This is a genomic window from Pseudoduganella lurida, assembly GCF_007830455.1.
In the GTDB taxonomy this organism is placed as follows: Bacteria; Pseudomonadota; Gammaproteobacteria; order Burkholderiales; family Burkholderiaceae_D; genus Rugamonas; species Rugamonas lurida.
Window position 1 is genome coordinate 17,657 of record NZ_VLLB01000001.1, and the last position, 21,105, is coordinate 38,761.

The following is a 21,105-nucleotide window of genomic DNA, read 5'->3' on the forward strand; positions in this document are numbered from 1 at the left end:
TTTTCAGTCCATCTTTCAGCACATGGCCGTGACGTGCGCCTCGCGCAGCGGCCGCCAGCCCAGCCGCGCTTCCACGGCGCGGCGGTAGCGGGTGTCGATGTGCGCGGGGGTGCGGCGCAGGTAGAACGCCGCTTCCTCGCGCGTGGTTCCCGTCAGTCCGTCCAGGAACGCGACCGCTTCCTCCTGGGTCGGCATGCGACCCTCGACGCCGGCGAATTTCGGCGGCACCGCCGTCCACACGACGGCATCGATGCGGCGGGCCTTCATCCAGGCGGCAATCGCCGGCGATTCGTCAGCGCCACCGACGGCCGGAATGCTGCCGATCCATTCGGGGCGGTCCTCCCGGACCTTCTCGCGCGCCTGGAGCATGGCGCGCGCGGCGTCCAGGTCCGGCGCGTCCAGGTACGCCCAGTAGGTCGGCACGGCCGGCACGCCCTCGCACAGCACGATCGCCAGTTCGGCGCTGTCGTCGCTGTCGCGGGCAAATTCGAGGGGGAGATGGGGACCGTCCGGATGCCATCCGGAGGCCAGTTTCAGCGGGCCCGGTTTCCACAGCAGCGAACCCCAGGCGAGACAGGCGATATTCATGAAGCACGGCCGGTGACGAAAAACCCATTGTAGGCCGCGCCGCCGAAATGGCCGAGCACGGGAGAAAGGCGTCCCGTGTCAGCGGTGAATGACGACCAGCAGCGCCCGTGCTTCCGTCTTGCCGGGGTTGCGGATGGCGTGCTGCTGGTCCGCCGGATAGCGGGCCGTGCCACCGAGCTTGATCTTCTTGCGCTGCGCGCCCACTTCCAGCTCCATCGTCCCGTGGATCACCGTCATGTGCTCGGTCGTGCCGGGATCGTGGGCCTGCGACAGCAGCTCGCCGCCCGGCGCCAGCGTCAGTTCATACCATTCGTAGCGGCCGGCCAGCTCCATCGGTCCGAGGATGCGCAGCACATAGCCGGCGTGGGTGCCCGGCAGGGTGGGCGTTTCGTGGGCATCGACCACGCGGATCGTCTCGACGGCGCGCTGCTCGTCGGCCAGCAGGTCGCCGATCGGCACGCCAAGCGCGTTGGCGAGCCGCCAGGTGATGGCGATCGTGGGATTGGCCTTTTCCCGCTCGATCTGCGACAGCATCGATTTCGAGACGCCGGCGATGCGCGACAGGTCCTCCAGCGTCAGGCCACGGGCGAGACGGAGGCGTTGCAGGGCGGCGCCCACCTCGGGCGGGGCATTGGCGATCGGCGGTTTCAGCATGGAGGTTGCAAAGTTCAATGGGCTTCGGTAACATCCATTATATTGAACTCGGGTTCAAAATAATGGATGCAGGAGAAAATACTGGAATCGGAACGATTTTCGATACCCTGTTCTCCGCGATGCACGGTACAACATGGGCCTGGGGCGGTCAAGGCGCCGCCGGTCCGACAGCGAAGGAATCGAGATGAGCGTGGAGTCGAGCATGGATGACAGCCAGGGTACGAGCAAGGTTGCGAGCCAGGATGCGGGCGTTGCAGCGCCCCGCGGTGAAGCGTTTTACGGCCAGCTGCGCCAGGGTCTCGACCAGCTGCGGGGCGACGGCCTTTTCAAGCCGGAACGCGTGCTGGCCTCGCGCCAGGGCGCCGAGGTGACGGGCGACGATGGCCGTACGCTCATCAATATGTGCGCCAACAACTACCTGGGCCTGTCGGGCGAGGAGTGGGTGGCGCAGGCCTCGATCGAGGCGACCGAGCAGTATGGCTACGGGCTGTCCTCGGTACGCTTCATCTGCGGTACGCAGACGGTGCACAAGCGGCTCGAGAAGGCCATCTCCGAGTTCCTGGGCACGGAAGACACCATCCTGTACGCGGCCGCCTTCGATGCCAACGGCGGCGTGTTCGAGCCCCTGTTCGACGACAACGACGCGATCATCTCCGACGCGCTGAACCACGCTTCGATCATCGACGGCATCCGGCTGTGCAAGGCGGCGCGCTTCCGCTACGCGCACAACGACATGGCCGACCTGGAAAAGCAGCTGCAGGCCGCGGCCGGCAAGCGCCACAAGATCATCGTGACCGATGGCGTGTTCTCGATGGACGGCACGATCGCCCAGCTGGACCGCATCGTGGCGCTAGCCGAACAGTATGGCGCGCTGGTGATGATCGACGAGTGCCACGCTTCCGGCTTCATGGGCAGGACGGGCCGGGGCACGCACGAGCACCACAATGTTCTCGGCCGCATCGACATCATTACGGGCACGCTGGGCAAGGCGCTGGGCGGCGCGATGGGCGGCTTCACGTCCGGCCGCAAGGAAGTGATCGACACGCTGCGCCAGAAATCGCGTCCCTACCTGTTCTCCAACACGCTGGCGCCATCGATTGCCGGCGCCTCGCTGGCGGTCCTGGAGCGCCTGTCGGCATCGACGGAACTGCGCGACCGCCTGCACGAGAACACGGCCTACTTCCGCCAGCGGATCGAGGAGATCGGCTTCACCATCAAGCCGGGCACGCACCCGGTGGTGCCGGTGATGCTGTTCGAGGCGCCGGTGGCGCAGAAATTCGCGGCGCGCATGTACGAGCTGGGCGTGCTGCTGTCCGGCTTCTTCTATCCGGTGGTGCCGATGGGGCAGGCGCGCGTGCGCGTGCAGCTGTCCGCCGCCCACACCCGGGCGCAGCTGGACACGGTGCTGGCCGCCTTCGAGCAGGCGGGCAAGGAACTGGGCATCATTCAATAAGCATCACAGTACAAGAACAGGAAGCAGCTTCATGGAACGTATTCTCGTCATCGGCGCCAACGGCCAGATCGGCAGCGAGCTGGTGGAGGCGCTGTCGCACCGCCACGGCCCCCACAATGTCTTCGCCACGGATATCTCGACCACCAATCTCTACAACGCCGAGCAGTACCAGGTGCTGAACGTGCTGGACGAGGAAGCGCTGGCGCAGCTGATCACGTCGCAGGACATCACGCAGGTCTACCTGCTGGCGGCGATGCTGTCGGCCACGGGCGAACAGGCGCCGCTGCGGGCCTGGAAGCTGAACATGGACGGCCTGCTGAACGTGCTGGAGATCGCCCGCGAACGGGGCGAGGCCGGCAAACCCCTGAAGGTGTTCTGGCCATCGTCCATTGCCGCCTTCGGCCCCAACACGCCGCAGGACGCCACGCCGCAGATGACGGTGATGGATCCGACGTCGATCTACGGCATCAGCAAGCTCGCCGGCGAGCGCCTGTGCGAGTACTACCACCTGAAATACGGCGTGGACGTGCGCAGCATCCGCTACCCGGGCATCATCAGCTATAAATCGCCACCGGGCGGCGGCACCACGGATTACGCGATCGCGATCTTCCATGCGGCCCTGCGCGGCGAGCGTTATGAATGCTTCCTGGGCCCGCAGACGACGCTGCCGATGATCTACATGCCCGACGCGATCCGCGCCACCATCGAGCTGATGGAAGCGCCGGCCGAGCAGGTGAAGGTGCGCTCTTCATACAACGTGGCGGGTGTGTCGTTCAACCCGGAACAGCTGGCCGCCGCGATCCGTGCCCAGGTGCCGCGCTTCGCCATCGACTACCGGCCGGACAGCCGCCAGGCGATCGCCGACACGTGGCCGCACAGCCTGGACGACGCCGCCGCGCGTGCCGACTGGGACTGGCAGGCCCGCGTCGGCATCGACGAGATGGTGCGCGACATGCTCGCCAATGTCGACGTGAAGCTCGGCCAGGCCGCCTGACGCGGTTCATCCTTCCAACAATCAGAAAGAGACACGGATGGACATGAGCGTTTTCGATCTGTTCAAGATCGGTATCGGCCCGTCGAGTTCCCACACGGTGGGACCGATGGTGGCGGCGCGCCGCTTCCTGCTGGACTGCGCGCCGCTGGACGACGTGGTGGCCGTGACGGCCGAGCTGTATGGCTCGCTGGCGCTGACCGGTGTCGGCCACGCCACCGACAAGGCCGTGATTCTCGGCCTGATGGGCGAAACCCCGCAGGAAGTCGATCCGCCCGGCGTGGATGCGCTGCTGGCCGAGGCCGAGGCGCGCGGCGAACTGCGCCTTCTCGGCATACAGCCCGTGCCGTTTACGCGCGCGCTGAACCTGCTGTTCCATAAGACCGAAAACCTGCCGGAACATCCGAACGGCATGCGGTTCACGCTGCGCCGCGCGAACGGCACCGAAACGAGCAAGGTGTATTACTCCATCGGCGGCGGCTTCATTCGCGCCGAGGGCGAGCATGCCGCCGTGGCCGAACCGGGCGTGGCCCCGGTGCCGTATCCCTTCGACACGATGGCCGATCTGCTGCGCCACGGTTTGCGCTCGGGCCTGACGATTCCCCGCATGCTGCGGGCGAACGAACTGGCCCGCATGACCGAAGAGGAGCTGGACGCGGGCCTGGACCGCATCTGGCGCGTGATGCATGGCTGTATCGCGCATGGCCTGGAGACGGCCGGCCAGCTGCCCGGCGGCCTGAACGTGAAGCGCCGCGCCGCCAACCTGTGGAAGCAGGCGCAGGGTGCCGACCGCGCCAACGCGCTGCCGCACGATGCGCTCAATGGCGTGTCGCTGTATGCGATGGCCGTCAACGAGGAAAACGCGGCGGGCGGGCGAGTCGTCACGGCGCCCACCAACGGTGCGGCCGGCATCATCCCGGCCGTGCTGAAGTACTACGCGGAAGACTGCAAGCCGGTCGATCCGGTGACGGGCGTGCGCGTCTTCCTGCTCACGGCCGCCGCGATCGGCATGCTCTGCAAGCGCAACGCGTCGATCTCCGGCGCGGAGATCGGCTGCCAGGGCGAGGTGGGCGTGGCCTGCGCGATGGCTGCCGCCGGCCTGGTTGCCGCGCTGGGCGGGACCAACCTGCAGATCGAGAACGCGGCGGAGATCGGCATCGAGCACCACCTGGGCATGACCTGCGACCCGATCGGCGGCCTGGTGCAGATTCCCTGCATCGAGCGCAACGGCATGGGCGCCGTGAAGGCCATCACGGCCGCTTCGCTGGCGCTGAAGGGCGACGGCACCCATTTCGTCAGCCTCGACGACGTGATCGAAACGATGCGCCAGACGGGCGCCGACATGCAGGCCAAGTACAAGGAAACCTCGCTGGGCGGGCTGGCCATCCACGTCGTCACCGTGAACCACGCCGCCTGCTAACAGCCGAGCCCGTGTCCACCTTGGGGTCTGACCCCGACACGGACACGAGCACATCAATGTCACAGCCTGATCTTAAAGCTGAGTTCGTGTCCATGTCGGGGTCTGACCCCCGGGTGGACACGAGCTCGGCAGCGGGGACATTGCGTATTTCGCAAAGAAATCCGGGGCGCACTATAATAGACCTCCCTCTTTTGCGCTCAACCGGATTTCCTGAAAATGCACTACGTGTCCACCCGCGCCGCCGCGTCGGCCGCAGCATCGTCTTCCCCGCAAGCTTCCGCGCAGTCCAGTGCACAGCCCAGTGCCCGGTTCAGCGACATTCTCCTCGGCGGCCTGGCCCCGGACGGCGGCCTGTACCTGCCGGCCGAGTATCCGCAGGTGAGCGGCGCGGAACTCGATGCGTGGCGCAAGCTGTCGTATGCGGACCTGGCCGTGGCAATCCTCAGCAAGTTCGCCACCGATATCCCGGCCGCCGACCTGCAGGCGCTGGCCCGCAAGACCTACACGGCGGACGTCTACCGCAATGCGCGCGAAGGCGAGAACGCGGCCGACATCACGCCGCTGCGCGTGCTGGAAGAGGGCGACGGCAAGAAACTCGTGCTCCAGGCGCTGTCCAACGGCCCCACGCTGGCGTTCAAGGACATGGCCATGCAGCTGCTCGGCAACCTGTTCGAATACACGCTGGCCAAGCAGGATGCGCAGCTGAACATCTTCGGCGCCACCTCCGGTGACACGGGCAGCGCGGCCGAGTATGCGATGCGCGGCAAGCGCGGCATCAGCGTGTTCATGCTGTCGCCGCACCAGAAGATGAGCGCGTTCCAGACGGCGCAGATGTTCAGCCTGCAGGACCCGAACATCCTGAACATCGCCGTGGAAGGCGTGTTCGACGACTGCCAGGACATCGTCAAGGCCGTCTCGAACGACCTGGCATTCAAGGCGCGCCACAAGATCGGCACCGTCAATTCCATCAACTGGGCGCGCGTCGTGGCGCAGGTGGTGTACTACTTCCGCGGCTACCTGGCGGCCACCGCGTCGAACGATCAGAAGGTGTCGTTCACCGTCCCGTCCGGGAACTTCGGCAATATCTGCGCCGGCCACATCGCGCGCATGATGGGCCTGCCGATCGACCAGCTGGTGGTGGCCACCAACGAGAACGACGTGCTGAACGAATTCTTCACGACCGGCATCTACCGCGTGCGCAAGTCCGCCGAAACGTACCACACCAGCAGCCCGTCGATGGACATCAGCAAGGCGTCCAACTTCGAACGTTTTATTTACGATCTGGTGGGTCGCGACCCGGAACGGGTGAAGGCGCTGTTCACGAAGGTGGAGGCGGACGGCGGCTTCGATCTCTCCGGCGGCCCGAACAGCGATGGCGACGAATTCGCCAAGGTGGCGCAGTACGGTTTCGTCTCCGGCAAATCCACCCATGCCGACCGCGTGCAGACGATCCGCGACGTGGCCGACGACTACGGCATCGTCATCGACACGCACACGGCGGACGGCATCAAGGTCGCCAAAGAGCACCTGAAGCCAGGCGTGACGATGATCGTGCTGGAGACGGCGCTGGCCGCCAAGTTCAACGAAACCATCCTGGAAGCGCTGGGCGAGGATGCCGAGCGCCCGGCCGGTTTCGAGGACATCGAGTCGCTGCCGCAGAAATTCACCGTGATGCCGCCCGACGTCGACAAGATGAAGGCCTACATCGCGGCCAACACGGGCCTGTGACGATGTCGCAAGCGCGCAAGCCGATGCTCACCCGCCAGGAGGCGCTGGACTTCCTGCTGGCCGCCTGCCGTCCCTTGGCCGATGTCGAAGCGGTCGATACGCTGCAGGCCAACGGCCGCGTGCTGGCCGCCGACCAGGTCTCGACGCTGACGGTACCCGCCCACGACAACACGCAGATGGACGGCTACGCGGTGCGCGCCGCCGACTGCGCCAGCGGCGCGGCGGTGCTGAAGGTCTCGCAGCGCATCCCGGCCGGGCATGTGGGCACGGCGCTGGAACCGGGGACTGCGGCGCGCATTTTCACCGGCGCGCTGATTCCGGAGGGCGCCGATGCCGTCGTCATGCAGGAGCAGTGCGAAGCGGCAGGCGACAGCGTCACCGTGCGCCACGCGCCGCAGGCGGGCGAATGGGTGCGCCGCGCCGGCGAGGACATCATGCAGGGGAGCGTGATCCTGACGGCCGGCACGCGCCTGCGCAGCCAGGAGCTGGGACTGGCCGCCTCCGTCGGTCTTGCCACGCTGCCGGTGTTGCGCAAGCTGCGCGTGGCCGTGTTCTTCACTGGCGACGAGCTGGCCATGCCGGGCGAGCCGCTGGCGCCGGGCGCGATCTACAACTCGAACCGCTTTACCTTGCGCGCGCTGCTGGAAAACCTGGGCTGCGAGATCGCCGATTTCGGCATCGTGCCCGATACGCTGGACGCGACCCGCGCCGTGCTGCGCAAGGCGGCGCAGGACGCGGACCTGATCATCACCTCCGGCGGTGTATCGGTGGGCGAAGAAGATCACGTCAAGCCGGCCGTCGAGGCGGAAGGGCGCCTGGACATGTGGCAGATCGGCATCAAGCCGGGCAAGCCGCTGGCGTTCGGCGAAGTGAGAAGGGCAGCGAGCAGCGAGTCCGGCGATGCCTTCTTCATCGGCCTGCCGGGCAATCCCGTCTCGAGCTTCGTCACGTTCCTGCTGCTCGTGCGGCCGTTCCTGCTCAAGCTGCAGGGGGCGGCAGTACAGGCAGCCCTGTCCTTCCCGCTGCGTGCCGACTTCGACTGGAAGGGCGATCGCCGCAACGAATTCCTGCGCGTGAAAGTCAATGGGGCCGGTGGCCTGGACCTGTTCGGCAACCAGGGTTCCGGCGTGCTGACCTCCACCGTGTGGGGCGACGGCCTGGTCGACAATCCGGCCGGCCAGCCGGTGCGCGCCGGCGACATCGTGCGTTTCACCCCGTTCACCGAACTCCTGTATTGAGTACTTTCACGACATGAAGCTGCAACTGAAATTCTTCGCCAGCGTGCGCGAAAAGCTGGGCACTTCCGGCGAGCCGGTCGACGTGCCGGACGATGTGACCACCGTGGGCGAACTGCGTGCGCTGCTGGTGGCGCGCGGCGGGGCGTGGGCCGAGGCGCTCGGCGAAGGCCGTGCGCTGCGCACTGCCTGCAACCAGACGATGTGCGATGCGGCCACGCCGCTGTCGGAAGGCGCCGAAGTGGCGTTCTTCCCGCCCGTGACGGGCGGCTAGCCTCGGGAGCGCTGGCGGCCGGCCGGTTTGCCGGTGCGCGGCGTGACGCCATCGCAGACCGGGCAGGACAGCGCCTTGCGGTAGCGGCGCCAGGCGGCCCCGGTAAAGATCGCCGCGGCCGCTGCGGCCCACAGCGCGGCCGTGACGATTTCCGTCGTGCCCGCGGTCCCCTTGAACCATTCCACCGCCGCCAGAATGGCAAACAGCGGCAGGGCCGCCAGCAGGTAGCGCCCGATCCAGTAGCCAGCTCCCATCTCAGCCTCCTCCGTTGTTCGTGACGGCCAGTATGCCGGGATGGGCGCCGTTTTGCACTACAATCCTGCACCCATGACTCCAGCATCGACCCCATCCTCTTCGAACAGCGTCGCCATCGTCGGCGGCGGCCCGGCCGGCCTGATGGCGGCCGAAGTGCTGGCGCGCCGGCCCGGCCTGGCCGTGCACGTCTACGATGCGATGCCGTCCGTCGGCCGCAAGTTCCTGCTGGCCGGCCGCGGCGGCATGAACATCACGCATGCGGAGCCATATGCAAGCTTCGTCACGCGCTATGGCGCACGGGCTGCCGAACTTCGGCCGATGCTCGATGCGTTCGGACCGGACGCGGTGCGCGACTGGGTGCACGGGCTGGGCATCGAGACGTTCGCCGGCACCTCGGGCCGCGTCTTTCCGACCGAAATGAAGGCAGCGCCGCTGCTGCGTGCCTGGCTGCACCGGCTGCGCGAAGGCGGCGTGCAGTTCCACCAGCGGCACCGGTGGCTGGGCTGGCAGGGCGATGCGCTGCGGTTTGCCGCACCGGAGGGCGAGCTGCTGGTGCACCCGGCGGCCACGGTGCTGGCGCTGGGCGGCGCCAGCTGGGCCAGGCTGGGCTCGGACGGCGCCTGGGTGCCGCTGCTGGCGGAACGTGCGGTCGAGGTGGCGCCGCTGGTGCCGTCGAACTGCGGCTTCGACGTGGGCTGGAGCGACCATTTCGCCACGCGTCACGCGGGCGAGCCGTTGACGACGGTGGCGGCGACCTGGACCGATGGCGCGGGTGCGCGCGTGCGCAGGCAGGGCCAGTTCGTGGTCACGGCCAGCGGCGTCGAAGGAAGCCTGATTTATGCGATGTCCGCGCCGCTGCGCGACCAGATCGCCGCTGCCGGCAGCGCCACCATCGAGCTCGATCTGCTGCCGGATCTGCCAGCCGAACGGGTGCTGGCCGAAGTCACGCGGCCGCGCGGCGCCCGCTCGCTGTCCAGCCACCTGCAGGGGCGCCTCGGCATCCGCGGCGTGAAGGCGGGCCTGCTGCACGAGTGCCTCGGCCGCGAGCAATACGCCGATCCGGCCACGTTGGCGCGGGCCCTAAAGGCATTGCCGCTGACGCTGCGCGCGCCGCGGCCCATCGACGAGGCCATCAGCAGCGCCGGCGGCGTGCGGTTCGCAGCGCTGGAAGGGTTGATGCTGAAGGCGCTGCCGGGCGTATTCGTGGCCGGCGAGATGGTGGACTGGGAAGCGCCCACCGGCGGCTACCTGCTGACGGCCTGCCTGGCCAGCGGCGTGGCGGTGGCCGATGACGTGGCGCGCTGGCTGGCGGAACAGCCGGCTACGCCTACTCGAACGTGACCTCGCCCGAGCCGGTGCGGCTGACGCTGCGGGTGTCCGGATTGCCGTAGACGATCACGTCGCCGCTGCCGGCCACCGCGATGGCGGCCGCCTGTCGCGCGAACACTTCGGTAGTGCCGGAGCCCTTGATCTCCACGTTGACCAGGTTGGCCGCCATGTGCTGCGCATCGATGGTGCCGGAACCGGTCAGCGATGTGGCCAGCTTGTCCGCGCTGCCGGACACGTTGATGACGCCCGAGCCGTAGATGGCCAGCGCCACTTCTTCGCCGTTGCCCGCCTTGAGCTCCAGGTTGCCGTTGCCGTGCACGGACGCATTGATGTGGCGGTAGCGTCCCGTGAAGGCCAGCGAGCCGGAGCCGTTCAGCACCAGTTGCAGCCATTCGCCGGAAAAGCCGGCCACCGCGCTGTCGCCATTGCCGCGCACGGTGAGCGACTGCAGCGACGGCAGCACCACCTCGACCTGCAGCGGGCGCTTGTGGTGGAACACCATGCCCGTCGTGCCGATGTGCAGCGTGGCGCCTTCCTGCACGGCCGCCACATTGGCCAGCAGGCGCTGTTCGCCGCGCACCTTCAGCGACGGCCGGTCGCCCTGGCGCAGCACCAGGTCGATGGGCCCCTGCAGGTCGACTGCCGTGATGCCGTGGCCGATCTCGCGGTTTTCCGCGCGCGTGACGCGGCCGGCCGTGGTGGACGGATTCGCCACGCCCTGCGCGCGCAGCATGCTGTAGGACAGGCCGATCAGGGCGATGGCGAGGGCGAGCAGCGCCACGCCCACCTTGAAGAGGGTGCGGATCCGCATCAACGGCCCCGCAGCAGCGACTGGTTCATCTGCACGTAGCGGCGCACGCCCACCATCGTGTACTTCGTGACGACGAGCGACAGCAGGAACAGGCCGATCCCGCCCAGCACCAGGCCGCAGCCGATCATCGTCTGCGCCACGCGCGAGGCGCCTTCCGGGTCGACGCTGACGCGCAGGTTCCCGTCCGCCATCGCCTCGGCGCTGTCCAGCAGGCGGCCGGAGCGGCTGCCGTCGGCGGCCAGTTCCTCTTCCAGGCCGGGCGAGGATTCCTGGCTGAGGTGGATGCCGTCCGAGCCGATCGACACGCGGGTCTGGATGCGCGACGGGTCGCCCTCGTCGGAAAAATCGATCCAGCGGTGCAGCGGGCCGGCCAGCACCATCTCGTTGGCGCCGGCCAGGCCGCTGGCCGTCACGGCGATGCCGCCCACATAGAAGGAAAACGAGCAGACGTAGACGGTGAGCAGCAGCGCGGAAAACACGGCGGCGGGGACGATCATGAACAGGTTGAACATGGCCAGTCCCAGGAAGGACAGCGCCATGCGGCCGAAACCGGCGGGCGTGCGGCGGCGCGCGAACGATTCCAGGTGCGCGTTGGCGCGCAGCGTCATGGCGATCCTGCGCGGGTCGTCCAGCCCGGCCGCGATGTCGGCCTCGCCCCGGCCGGCGTTCACGCCATCGACGAAACGCTGCTCGTAGTAGCCCAGCGTTTTCGCCACCGTGGCCGGCGGCAGGCCGGCCATCGCCCGTTCCAGTGCCCCGAGATAGTCCTGCCTGTTCATGGCTGCCCAATCGCTCATTTGAGTGCCAGCTGCAGCGCCAGCGGATGGCCGGCCAGGCGCACGATGGCCAGCGCGCTCAGGGCAACCACCGTGATGACCATCAGGCTGGCCAGTGCCGTCCTGCCTGTTTTCATTGCCGCCTCCACGAAATGCCCGATGCTGGCACTGTATGGATTTCGCAAGGAGCATGCCAAGGACATGCGACAGGCTGCGGAAAGGCGGGGGCAGGCGGGCACCGGCAGGGACAGGCGGTTCATCGCAGCAGCGCAGCGGCAGCCGTACCGCTGCGCACGGCCATCTCGAGGGTGGCGGGGTAGTCGCCGGCCGTGTAGTCGCCGGCCAGCACCAGGCCGGCGAGCGTCGTGCCGTTGGCGGGGCGGACCAGGCCGGCCTTGCAGGCAAACGTGGCGCGCTTGTCCGTGATCACCTTGCTCCAGGCGGGTTGCGCCAGGGCCGGCCGTCCGAAGGTGGCCGCCAGCTGCGCCGCGATCGCAGCAGCCAGGTCGGCCTGCGGCACAGCGGCTGCGTCATCGGCGGCACTGATGACGACGGCAAGCAGGCCGGCCTGCGCCGCATCGAGGTGGCCCCGGTCGAACACGAACTGGCCCCAGCGGCCTGCCGCGGCATCGTCCTCCAGCGCGAAAAAGGGCTGTGGCAGCCGTTCTGCCGGGCCGTATTGCAGGTAGCAGGTGGTGATGGGCGCCGTCTCGAATGCTGCCAGCTGCGCGCTCAGTGCGGCCGTTTCCGGCAGCGGTGCGAGCAGTGCGGCGGCGGCCGCGGTCGACGTGGCGAGCACCACGCGGTCGAAGTCCTGGGTCTGGGCGCCGCCGATCGCCCCTCCGGTTGCCGTTATGCGCCAGCCGTTTTCCTGGGGCGCGATGGCATCGACCTTGACGCCGGCGTGCACCGTGGCGCCGCGCTTCGCGAGCCACTGCGCGGCGCGGTCGGGGAATAGTGCGGACAGGTCATGGCGGGGCAGCAGCATGTCGGAAGCGTGGCGCCGCGCGCCCAGGCTGTCGCGCAGCACGGCCAGGAACACCTGCGCCGATGCCGTCTCGAGCGGCGTGTTCAGCGCGGCGAGGCACAGCGGGCGCCACATCAGCTGGACCAGGCGTGGCGTCTGGTCGAACCGTTCCAGCAGTTCGGCGACGGTGCAGTCGACGTCGAGGCGCCAGCCCATCCAGCGCGCCGTGGTGGAAAAGCGCGCCATGGCCAGCTTGTCCGCGCGCGCCAGGCCTTTGGCGCGCAGCAGCGCGACCGCCAGGTGCAGCGGCGCGGGCAGGCGGGGCGCCACGAAATCCATGCCGCCGGGCGGATAGCGCATCTGCAGCGGCACGGTGAGCATGGCCTGGTCGACGTCGACACCCACCTGGCGCATCAGCTTGAGCGTCTGCGCATAGGCGCCCAGCAGGATATGCTGGCCGTTGTCGAGCACCTTGCCGCCCGCCTCGATGCGGCGGGCGCGGCCGCCTAGCGTGCGCGCCGCCTCGAACACCGTCACTTCCACGCCACGCCGTTGCGCCAGCGCGACAGCCGCCGCACACCCGGCCCACCCGCCCCCCACCACCGCAACCCTCACCCCGCGCCCCCGCCAGCCCCTGCGCAGCCCACAAAATGGGCCGTTTCAAGCCACTTTTCAGTGCCCCACGCAAATATTTCCAAAAAACGGGGACAGTCCCCGAATTTTGGAAATTGTTGGCTGGTGGAATGGGTTGGCATCAGCCGCGCATCCAGGTCTTCCATGCCAGCCACAGCTTGCGGATCGGCGTGAGGGAGATCCGCTGGGTCAGCACGTGGTAGCCGTCGCGCTCGATTTCGTCGAGCAGCGTGCGGTAGATGGCGGCCATGATCAGGCCGGGGCGCTGGGCGCGACGGTCTTCCTTCGGCAGCAACGCGAAGGCCTCGTCGTAGGCCTGCTGCGCGCGCGCCGTCTGGAACGCCATCAGTTTCGTGAAGTTGTCCGTGTGGCGGGCGTTCAGCAGGTCGGCCGCCGTCACGCCGAACTGCTGCAGCTCGTTGACGGGCAGGTAGATGCGGCCCTTGCGGGCATCTTCGCCCACGTCACGGATGATGTTCGTCAGCTGGAACGCGTGGCCCAGCTTCTCCGCATAGCGCAGGGTTTCCGGGCGCGTCACGCCGAAGATGCTGGCCGACAGGATGCCCACCACGCCGGCCACGTGCCAGCAGTACTTGCTCATGCCGGCGTAATCGAGGTAGCGGGTCTGGTTCAGGTCCATCTCCATGCCGTCGATCACGGCCTGCATGTGCTCCTGCTGCAGACCGTAGACGGCCAGGTGCGGCTTGAGTGCCTGCGTGACGGGGTGGTTCGGCTTCCCTTCGTACATGGCGGCGACCTCGGTGCGCCACCAGGTCAGCTTGATGCGGGCGAGGGATTCGTCGGTGCACTCGTCGACCGTGTCGTCCACTTCGCGGCAGAACGCGTACAGCGCCGTGATCGCGCGCCGGCGCTCCGGCGGCAGGAACAGGAAGCTGTAATAAAAACTCGAGCCGCTCTGGGCGGCTTTCTGCTGGCAGTATTCGTCGGGGGACATGGACTGGTTTTTCTGATCTTGCGCGGTCGAAGCCGCTATTTTATAGGGAAGCCCGGCGCATCCGCAGTGCGCGCCAGAAAACTTTCAGCCAGTCGGCGCGCCGCAGCGTGGGGCGGCGGCGGAACACGTCGTAGTCCACTTCCTCGATCGCCTCCAGGATGCGCAGCCCGCCCTGCACGATCATGCGCAGCTCCAGGCCGATGCGGCCCGGCAGACGGGTGGCAAGCGGCGCACCGGAGAGCATCAGCGCCCGGGTGCGTTCCACCTCGAAGCGCATCAGCGTGCGCCATTTGCCATGCGGCTCGTGCAGGTGGGCCGGCGAGACGGCGAAGCGGGCCAGGTCTTCCAGCGGCACGTAGATGCGCTCCTTCTGGCGGTCGATCGCCACGTCCTGCCAGAAGTTGATCAGCTGGAGCGCCGTGCAGATGGCATCCGAATCGCGCACGTTTTCTTCCGTGGCGGCGCCGTACAGGTGCAGCATTAGCAGTCCCACCGGGTTGGCCGAGCGGCGGCAGTAATCGAGCAGCTCTTCATACGTCTGGTAGCGGGACACCGTCACATCCTGGCGGAACGCAGACAGCAGGTCGTGGAACGGCCGGTACGGCAGGTCGTGCGCGGCGATGGTGGCGGCCAGGTTCTGGAACAGCGGGTCCGCCGGCGGCTGGCCCAGTTCGATGTGCACCAGCGCCGCCTCGTAGTCCTTCAGCGCGGCGATGCGTTCGGCGGGCGTGGCCGGTCCCTCGTCGGCGATGTCGTCGGCACTGCGCGCAAAGGCATAGATGGCCTGCACGGCGGGCACCAGCCGGCGCGGCAGCAACAGCGACGCGACAGGGAAGTTTTCATAATGATCGACAGCCATGGACGTCTTTGATTTATTACTGACGTTAAAGTCATTTGCAAAAACGACCTCGCCGACTATAATTTTTTGTTATTAAATGGAAAGTCATTTATATCAGGCCGCAATCATAGAGGCTGGACGGGATCCAGGCAATGCGGGATCGCCGCGTGCGCCCTGGTGTGCCGTCCGGCCGCCGCAACCGATGAAGGAAAATACCGTGCATCTCCCGAAGTGCTCCCATCGCCTTGCCTGGCTCGCAGTACTGGGGCTGCTGGCGGCCTGCTCGAAACCGGCCGAGAAAGCCGAAGACATCCGCCCGGTCCGCGCCATCGTCCTGCAGAGCAGCGACGTGGACGTCAATGCCGAGTTTTCCGGCGAGGTGCGGCCCCGCTACGAATCGCAGCTGGGCTTCCGGGTGCCGGGCAAGATCGTGGCCCGCAAGGTGGATGTGGGCACCATGGTGAAAAAGGGCCAGGTGCTGATGCAGCTCGATCCGCAGGACCTGCGCCTCGGCCAGGCGGGGGCGCTGGCCACGCTGCGCGCTGCCGAAACCGCGCGCGACCTGGCGCTGGCCGACCTGAAGCGCTACCGCGAATTGCGCACGCAGAATTTCGTGGCCGCCTCGGTGCTCGATACCAAGGAGTCGGCACTGAAGTCGGCGGAAGCCAATGTGGCGGCGGCACGCGCGGCTTATCGGGAGCAGAGCAACCAGGCCGGCTATGCGAACCTGACAGCCGATGTCGATGGCGTGGTCACCGTGCTGGCCGCCGAAGCGGGGCAGGTGGTGGAGGCCGGGACGGTGGTCGCGCGCGTGGCCCGCACGGATGAAAAGGAAGTGGTGTTCGGCGTGCCGGAAGACCGCGTGGACCAGCTGCGCAATGTGGCGAACGTGAAGGTGCGGCTGTGGGCCGTGCCGGGCGCGCCGGTAGCGGCCAAGGTACGCGAAGTGTCGCCGGTCGCTGATCCCGCGACGCGCACCTACGCCTTCAAGGTGACGCTGCCGGCCGGTCTGGCGGCCGCGAAGCTGGGCATGACGGCAGTCGTGCAGTTCGAATCGAGGTCGGCACAGCCGCGCATCAAGGTGCCACTGACGGCGCTGTTCCATGAGCGCAATGCCACGTCGGTGTGGGTCGTGCAGGGAGGCGTGGCGAAGCTGGTGCCCGTCACCGTGCTCGGCGCGGACGGCAACGATATCGTGCTCGGCAGCGGCGTGACGGCCGGCCAGACCGTCGTCACGGCCGGCGTGCACCTGCTCAAGCCGGGCCAGAAGGTGAGCATCCTGGCGAGCGAGACCGGCCAGGCCGCAGGTCAGGCAGCAGGTCAGGACGCAGTGCGGGCACCCGCCGCCACGGGTGCGCAATGAAGGGCTTCAACCTGTCGCGCTGGGCGCTGGAACACATCCCGCTCACGCGTTATTTGATCGCCGTGATGCTCATCGGCGGCATCCTCAGCTACCAGAACCTGGGCCAGGACGAAGACCCGCCGTTCACGTTCCGCGTGATGGTCGTGCAGGCCTTCTGGCCCGGCGCCACCGCGCTGCAGATGGCCAGCCAGGTCACGGACAAACTGGAGAAGAAGCTGCAGGAGACGCCGTACATCGACGAGATCAGCAGCTATTCGAAGCCGGGCCAGACGCTCATCCTGCTGTCGCTGCGCGAATCCACGCCGCCGAAGGAAACCTCGAACGCCTGGTACCAGGTGCGGAAGAAAGTCGGCGACATCGCCGGCACGCTGCCGCAGGGCGTGATCGGCCCCACCTTCAACGACGAATTCGGCGATACCTACGGCTCGATCTTCGCACTCTCCGGCGACGGTTTCACCTACGCGGAGATGAAGGACTACGCGGACTTCGTGCGCCAGCAGCTGCTTCGCGTGGGCAAGGTGGCCAAGGTGGAGCTGTTCGGCGTGCAGGACGAGAAGATCACCATCGAGTTCTCGCACCAGAAGTTCGCCCAGCTGGGCATCCCGTTCGACCAGATCGTCGACCAGATCGCCACGCAGAACACGATCCAGTCGACCGGAACGCTCGTCACGCCCACCGACAACCTGCAGGTGCGCGTGACGGGTGCGCTGGCCACCGTGAAGGACCTGGCAAACCTGGAGCTGCGCGCCAACGGCACCACGTTCCGGCTGGGCGACTTCGCTGCCATCAAGCGCGGTTACCAGGACCCGCCGCAGGACAAGATGCGCTTCAACGGTAAAGAGGTGATCGGCCTGGGCGTGTCGATGGAAAAGGGCGGCAACATCATCACGATGGGCGAGGAACTGGAAAAGACCGTCGCCGCCCTGAAGGCCAAGCTGCCGGTGGGGATCGAGCTGGAACGCGTGTCGAATCAGCCGCAGGCCGTCACGGCGTCGGTGGGCGAATTCGTGCACACGCTGATCGAGGCGGTATTGATCGTGCTGGCGGTGAGCTTCGTCGCGCTGGGCCTGCACACCAAGCCGAAGCTGCGCCTCGACGTGCGCCCCGGCCTGGTGGTGGCGCTGACCATTCCGCTGGTGCTGGCCGTGACGTTCCTGTTCATGCGCATGCTCGACATCGACCTGCACAAGATCTCGCTGGGTGCGCTGATCATCGCGCTGGGCCTGCTGGTGGACGATGCCATCATCGCCGTCGAAATGATGGTCCGTAAAATGGAGGAGGGGTTATCGAGACTGGAAGCGGCCACGTTTGCCTACACGTCCACGGCGCTGCCGATGCTGACGGGGACCCTGATCACGGTGGCCGGCTTCCTGCCGATCGGCCTGGCGAAATCGACGGCCGGCGAATACACGTTCTCCCTGTTCTCCGTGAATGCCATCGCCCTCGTGACGTCGTGGGTGGTGGCGGTGATGTTCACGCCGTACATCGGCTACATTCTGCTGAAGGTGAAACCCCATGCCGATGGCGGCAATGACCATGGGCATGGAAATGATCCCTTCGACACGCCCGGCTTCCGGCGCTTCCGGAGCGTGGTGACCTGGTGCGTCACGTGGCGCAAGACGACGATTGCCGCCACCCTGCTGGTGTTTGCGCTGGGCGTGTACGGCTTCAACTTCATCGAAAAACAGTTCTTCCCCGATTCGTCGCGCACGGAGCTGATGGTGGAGATGTGGTCGCCGGAAGGTACGGCCTTCACGGCCAACGAGGCGCAGGTCAAGAAATTCGAGGCCTTCATCCGCAAGCAGCCCGGCGTGGTGTCGGTGACGAGCTATGTGGGCACGGGCAGCCCGCGCTTCTACCTGCCGCTGGACCAGATCTTCCCGCAGACGAACGTGTCGCAGATCGTGGTGCTGCCGAAGGACCTGCAGGCCCGCGCCGCGCTGCAGAAGACGATCACGGACGTGTTCAAGCGCGAATTCCCGGAAGTGCGCGGGCGCGTGAAACTGCTGCCGAATGGACCGCCGGTGCCGTATCCCGTGCAGTTCCGCGTGACGGGCACGGAGGTGGAGAAGGTGCGCGCCATCGCCGACCAGGTGAAGGACATCGTACGCGCCAATGCCGGGACGGTGGGCGTCAACGACAACTGGAACGAGTCGGTGAAGGTGCTGCGCCTCGACCTCGATCAGGACCGCATGCGCGCGCTGGGCGTGACGACGCAGACGGTGATGCGGGTGGCGAACACGATCCTGTCCGGCACCACGGTCGGCCAGTTCCGCGAGGGCATCCGGCTGATCGACATCCAGGTGCGCCAGCCGCTGGACGAGCGGCAGACCATGTCCGTGCTGAACAACACCAACGTGCCCACGGCGTCCGGCCGCTCGGTGCCGATCTCGCAACTGGCGCGCGTGCAGTTCGTGTGGGAGCCGGGCGTGGTCTGGCGGCTGGGCCGCGAATGGGCGATCGCCGTGCAGTCGGACGTGGTGGAGGGCATCCAGGGGCCGACCGTCTCCGGCCAGATCAATCCGGCGCTGGCCAAATTGCGCGCGAGCCTGCCGGCTGGTTACGCGATCGAGGAGAAGGGTGCCGCGTCGGACAGCGGCGAGGCCGAGCAGTCGATCGCCGTGAACCTGCCACTGGCGCTGTTCCTCATCTTTACGCTGCTGATGCTGCAGCTCCACAGCTTTTCCAGGTCGCTGCTGGTGTTCCTGACCGGGCCGCTGGGCGTGGCGGGCGCCGCGTTCGCGTTGCTGCTGCTGGGCCGGCCGCTGGGGTTCGTCGCCAACCTGGGCATCATCGCACTGTTCGGCATGATCATCCGGAACTCGGTGATCCTGGTCGACCAGATCGAGCAGGACATCAAGGGTGGCGCCGCGCCATGGGACGCCGTCATCGAATCGGCCGTGCGCCGCTGCCGCCCGATCCTGCTGACGGCCGCTGCCGCGGCACTGGCGATGATTCCCCTGTCGCGCTCGGTTTTCTGGGGCCCGATGGCGGTCGCCATCATGGGCGGCCTGGTCCTCGCGACGGCATTGACCCTGCTGTTCCTGCCGGCCCTGTACGCGGCCTGGTTCCGCGTGAAACGGCCTCGGCCCGCAGAATGAAATGGCCCAGTTTCATGATGAATATGGCCCAGTTGGCGAAAGGTCAAAATTCGTCCCCATTTTTGGGAAAACCCAGTAAAATGCCGTGTTGAAGTTGAAAGCCCCTGTGCTACCGCAGGGTTGGGCGACCCGTTTTCACTGAATGGTCGCCCTTTGCTTTTATGCCGTTTTGACGGACCTGGGGATCACGAAAAGCGCCGTGCACGGCACGACGGCTTTTCGAGGTCCCCGATAGCGCGAGGATGGCGAAATTGGTAGACGCACCAGGTTTAGGTCCTGACGCCAGCAATGGTGTGGGGGTTCGAGTCCCCCTCCTCGCACCAACAGTATTTACAATTTTTTGGACGATTTTTACATGGCAACTGCTGTCGAAAACTTGGGCAAACTCGAACGCCGACTCACGATTTCCTTCCCGCTGTCGGATGTCCGCACCGAAGTGGAAAAGCGCCTGAAAGTCCAGGCGAAGTCCGCGCGCGCTCCCGGCTTCCGTCCGGGCAAAGTGCCGATGAAGATGGTGGCAGCCCAGTACGGCTACCAGATCGAAACCGACGTCCTGAACGACAAGGTCGGCCGCGCCTTCAACGACGCTGCCAACGAAAACCAGCTGCGCGTGGCCGGTTTCCCGAACATCCAGCCGAAGGAAGACTCGCCGGAAGGCCAGCTGACCTTCGATGCAACGTTCGAGGTCTACCCGGAAGTGACGATCGGCGACCTGTCGGCCGTCGAGATCGAAACCGTGAAATCGTCCGTGACGGATGCCGAGATCGACAAGACGATCGACATCCTGCGCAAGCAGCGCGTGCACTTCCACACCAAGGGTGAAGCCGGTGAACACGGCGACGGCGGTGCAGCCGTGGCCGCCAATGGCGACCGCGTGACGGTGGACTTCGTCGGCAAGATCGACGGCGTCGAGTTCGAAGGCGGCAAGGCCGACGACTATACGTTCGTGCTGGGCGAAGGCCGCATGCTGCCGGAATTCGAAACGGCCACCGTGGGCCTGAAAGTGGGCGAGTCGAAGACCTTCCCGCTGCCATTCCCCGAGGACTACCATGGCAAGGACGTGGCCGGCAAGACCGCCGAATTCACGATCACGCTGAAGAACCTGGAATGGGCGCACCTGCCGGAAGTCGATGCCGAGTTCGCCAAATCGCTGGGCGTTGCCGATGGCGACCTGGCGAAGATGCGTGAAGACATCAAGGTCAACCTGGAACGCGAAGTCAATGGCCGCGTCAAGGCGCGCAACAAGGAAGCCGTGATGGACGCGCTGGTGAACACCGCCACGCTGGACGTGCCACAGGCCCTGATCGACCAGGACACCGAGCGCCTGGCCGAGATGACCCGCCAGGACATGGCATCGCGCGGCATGAACGTAAAAGATGTACCATTCCCGCCGGAGCTGTTCAAGGAAAAGGCGGAACGCCGCGTGCGCCTGGGCCTGATCCTGTCGCAGCTGGTGGGCGAGAACGAACTGGCCGCCACGCCGGAGCAGGTGAAGGCGCAGATCGAGGACTTCGCACAAAGCTACGAAGATCCGCGCGAAGTGCTGAAGTACTACTACAGCGACCGCCGCCGCCTGGCCGAGGTGGAAGCTCTTGTATTGGAAGAAAACGTCGTCACTTACGTCCTGGGCCTGTCGAAGACGTCGGCGAAGGAAGTGCCGTTCGACGAACTGATGGGAAGCACCGCACAGGGCTGATCGGCCCGTGGGGTAACCGCTGCAAGGGTACTCTCTGC

At 66.8% G+C, this 21,105-nt stretch carries 18 protein-coding genes and 1 tRNA gene; 11 read left to right on the top strand and 8 right to left on the bottom strand.

From position 1 onward, the window contains the following. Window positions 1-15 precede the first annotated feature (15 nt). Complete coding sequence (locus IP91_RS00080; RefSeq protein WP_145646557.1) at window positions 16-588, bottom strand: hypothetical protein; 573 nt, start codon at window positions 586-588, stop codon at window positions 16-18. A 78-nt stretch (window positions 589-666) separates the two neighbouring features. Continuing rightward, window positions 667-1,242, bottom strand: a complete 576-nt coding sequence (locus tag IP91_RS00085; protein ID WP_199754458.1) for a helix-turn-helix domain-containing protein — start codon at window positions 1,240-1,242, stop codon at window positions 667-669. Window positions 1,243-1,444: 202 nt separating this feature from the next. On the opposite strand from IP91_RS00085, the gene kbl reads away from it, so the two are divergent. From kbl to moaD, 6 genes are all read left to right on the top strand, one after another. Continuing rightward, window positions 1,445-2,695: a glycine C-acetyltransferase gene (gene kbl, locus IP91_RS00090; RefSeq protein WP_229473693.1), complete on the top strand. Its 1,251-nt coding sequence runs from the start codon at window positions 1,445-1,447 to the stop codon at window positions 2,693-2,695. Between the two features lie 31 nt (window positions 2,696-2,726). Beyond that, entirely contained in the window at window positions 2,727-3,689 is a 963-nt protein-coding gene (locus IP91_RS00095; RefSeq protein ID WP_145646559.1) for an NAD-dependent epimerase/dehydratase family protein, read from the top strand. Between the two features lie 37 nt (window positions 3,690-3,726). After that, window positions 3,727-5,106 (top strand): L-serine ammonia-lyase, encoded by a 1,380-nt coding sequence (locus IP91_RS00100; protein ID WP_145646561.1) that lies wholly within the window; start codon window positions 3,727-3,729, stop codon window positions 5,104-5,106. Window positions 5,107-5,322: 216 nt separating this feature from the next. Beyond that, window positions 5,323-6,834, top strand: coding sequence for a threonine synthase (gene thrC / locus IP91_RS00105; protein ID WP_145646563.1), 1,512 nt, complete (start codon window positions 5,323-5,325; stop codon window positions 6,832-6,834). A gap of 23 nt (window positions 6,835-6,857) precedes the next feature. After that, a complete protein-coding gene (locus IP91_RS00110; protein ID WP_371860594.1) occupies window positions 6,858-8,072 on the top strand; it encodes a molybdopterin molybdotransferase MoeA in 1,215 nt (404 codons plus the stop codon). Between the two features lie 13 nt (window positions 8,073-8,085). Continuing rightward, window positions 8,086-8,343 carry a molybdopterin converting factor subunit 1 gene (gene moaD / locus IP91_RS00115; protein WP_145646565.1) on the top strand — a complete coding sequence of 86 codons (258 nt, stop codon included), beginning with the start codon at window positions 8,086-8,088 and terminating at the stop codon, window positions 8,341-8,343. Here moaD and IP91_RS00120 read toward each other — a convergent pair. Then, window positions 8,340-8,597 carry a hypothetical protein gene (locus tag IP91_RS00120; protein WP_145646566.1) on the bottom strand — a complete coding sequence of 86 codons (258 nt, stop codon included), beginning with the start codon at window positions 8,595-8,597 and terminating at the stop codon, window positions 8,340-8,342. The genes moaD and IP91_RS00120 overlap by 4 nt on opposite strands. Before the next feature lie 73 nt (window positions 8,598-8,670). On the opposite strand from IP91_RS00120, the gene IP91_RS00125 reads away from it, so the two are divergent. Then, window positions 8,671-9,939 carry a TIGR03862 family flavoprotein gene (locus IP91_RS00125; protein WP_145646567.1) on the top strand — a complete coding sequence of 423 codons (1,269 nt, stop codon included), beginning with the start codon at window positions 8,671-8,673 and terminating at the stop codon, window positions 9,937-9,939. Here IP91_RS00125 and IP91_RS00130 read toward each other — a convergent pair. From IP91_RS00130 to hpnC, 5 genes are all read right to left on the bottom strand, one after another. Next, a complete protein-coding gene (locus IP91_RS00130) occupies window positions 9,926-10,738 on the bottom strand; it encodes a GIN domain-containing protein (RefSeq protein ID WP_307724384.1) in 813 nt (270 codons plus the stop codon). The two genes, IP91_RS00125 and IP91_RS00130, sit on opposite strands and share 14 nt — an antisense overlap. Next, a complete protein-coding gene (locus IP91_RS00135; protein ID WP_229473695.1) occupies window positions 10,738-11,535 on the bottom strand; it encodes a DUF1700 domain-containing protein in 798 nt (265 codons plus the stop codon). The genes IP91_RS00130 and IP91_RS00135 overlap by 1 nt, the downstream gene beginning before the upstream one ends. Before the next feature lie 235 nt (window positions 11,536-11,770). Then, the gene (gene hpnE / locus IP91_RS00140; RefSeq protein ID WP_199754503.1) at window positions 11,771-13,123 is read right to left on the bottom strand and encodes a hydroxysqualene dehydroxylase HpnE; all 1,353 of its coding nucleotides are present in this window, start codon (window positions 13,121-13,123) and stop codon (window positions 11,771-11,773) included. 112 nt (window positions 13,124-13,235) lie between these two features. Then, window positions 13,236-14,069, bottom strand: coding sequence for a presqualene diphosphate synthase HpnD (hpnD, locus tag IP91_RS00145; RefSeq protein ID WP_145646569.1), 834 nt, complete (start codon window positions 14,067-14,069; stop codon window positions 13,236-13,238). Between the two features lie 40 nt (window positions 14,070-14,109). Then, the gene (hpnC, locus tag IP91_RS00150; protein WP_145646571.1) at window positions 14,110-14,928 is read right to left on the bottom strand and encodes a squalene synthase HpnC; all 819 of its coding nucleotides are present in this window, start codon (window positions 14,926-14,928) and stop codon (window positions 14,110-14,112) included. 196 nt (window positions 14,929-15,124) lie between these two features. Here hpnC and IP91_RS00155 point away from each other — a divergent pair, with 196 nt between their 5' ends. The 4 genes from IP91_RS00155 (at window position 15,125) to tig (ending at window position 21,067) form a co-directional block, all read left to right on the top strand. Next, complete coding sequence (locus IP91_RS00155) at window positions 15,125-16,270, top strand: efflux RND transporter periplasmic adaptor subunit (RefSeq protein WP_229473698.1); 1,146 nt, start codon at window positions 15,125-15,127, stop codon at window positions 16,268-16,270. After that, window positions 16,267-19,371, top strand: a complete 3,105-nt coding sequence (locus tag IP91_RS00160; RefSeq protein WP_145646574.1) for an efflux RND transporter permease subunit — start codon at window positions 16,267-16,269, stop codon at window positions 19,369-19,371. Before IP91_RS00155 ends, IP91_RS00160 begins: the two co-directional genes overlap by 4 nt. Window positions 19,372-19,607: 236 nt before the next feature. Continuing rightward, window positions 19,608-19,694, top strand: a tRNA-Leu gene (locus IP91_RS00165). A gap of 32 nt (window positions 19,695-19,726) precedes the next feature. After that, a complete protein-coding gene (gene tig / locus IP91_RS00170) occupies window positions 19,727-21,067 on the top strand; it encodes a trigger factor (RefSeq protein ID WP_145646576.1) in 1,341 nt (446 codons plus the stop codon). Window positions 21,068-21,105 lie beyond the last annotated feature (38 nt).